Source organism: Helicobacter sp. MIT 05-5294, assembly GCF_000765675.1.
GTDB lineage: Bacteria > Campylobacterota > Campylobacteria > Campylobacterales > Helicobacteraceae > Helicobacter_D.
Genome location: NZ_JRPA02000064.1, coordinates 1 through 1273, shown reverse-complemented (window position 1 = coordinate 1273; position 1273 = coordinate 1). Strand labels below are relative to the sequence as shown.

Sequence of the window (1273 nt, the reverse complement as noted above, 5' to 3'; positions counted from 1 at the left end):
CAGGGCTAAGGCTTAATAAGCCTTGACAACGATTATACAAAGTAGTATAATCGCAACCAAGATGAATTTTGCTGACATCATCTTAGCTCCTTTTAGGGCTAAAATTTTGCCGCAGGGTGCGAACCTGTGGCAACACCCTGCAACATTATACTTCAAAACTTTAAAAATTCCAAGCTTTATTTACCGAATCGTCATTGCGAAGCAACGCCAAACCTAAGCCTACTACCGCGTTATTGCGAAGCCCTTGTAAAGGGCTGTGGCAATCCATAATTTAGAATCTCGCCTTTAAAGATTCCATTGCAGAATCCCCTTTAATTCAGTATCGTAGATTGCCACGAAGTCTAATGACTTCTCGCAATGACGCCTAAACCACCCACGATTCCACCCCAACAAGTAACACCCATTACGCGATTTTTAAATTTCTCCCTAATTTATATTGCGTTTTTGAAATTTTATGCTAAAATATCGTTTAGCTTTGGCTAAATTCTAACCTAATAGTCAAAGTTAAGTTGTTTGATTGACAACCCTTAAATTAGTTTTTTGGATTTGGGCAATCAGATTGTAATTTCGAAATTCAATCAAGGAGATTAAAATGAAATTTCTTAAACTTAGTTTAGCAGCTTCAGTTGCTTTAGGTGCATTATCTACTGCATCTTTCGCTCAACCTCTCGAAGACGCAATCAAAGGCATTGATGTAAGCGGATATTTGAGATACAGATTCAATAGTGATTACTATGACAATGGCAACAACAACAGCAATCATAAAGATACTCACCGCTGGAAAGCCGTAGCAGACTTCAAAGCTCCTGTGGCTGATAATGTAGCATTTAACTTCGGTGTGCTTTATAACAACGAAAATAACGTAACTTTTGGGACAGGTGGCACAGGTTCAGGTCTAGGTTCAGGTAAAGACGGAAGCTTCGGTGTAAGCACCTTTAATGCAGTGATTACTCCAGATTCTACAGCTACAACTGTGATTATCGGTAAGCAAAGATTAGCAACTCCTGTAACAAATGCTGGAGATGATGATAGAGGAACAGGTATCTTAATCCTTAATAGCGACTTAGAAAACGCAACTTTCGCAGCAGCAGCATTTGATTCTTGGAGTATTGATGATTTAGGTGGTCAATGGCAAGGTTATAATTCAGGTGGCAATGATGGCACTTCTGTAACAAAACCTCTCTATGCTTTAGCAGGCATCTATAACTTTGATACTGATTATGGAACTTTTGGTGCGCAACTTTGGGGATTCTATATCCAAGATGCAGTAGAT

Annotated in this window: 2 protein-coding genes; both read left to right on the top strand. The window is 39.0% G+C overall.

Annotation, left to right across the window (positions count from 1 at the left end; translation table 11 throughout):
* Nucleotides 1–22: 22 nt before the first annotated feature.
* Nucleotides 23–217 carry a hypothetical protein gene (locus tag LS69_RS10040; protein ID WP_138124702.1) on the top strand — a complete coding sequence of 65 codons (195 nt, stop codon included), beginning with the start codon at nucleotides 23–25 and terminating at the stop codon, nucleotides 215–217.
* A gap of 375 nt (nucleotides 218–592) precedes the next feature.
* Nucleotides 593–1273 (top strand): major outer membrane protein (locus tag LS69_RS10035; protein WP_138124698.1); only part of this gene is annotated, 681 nt, incomplete at its 3' end.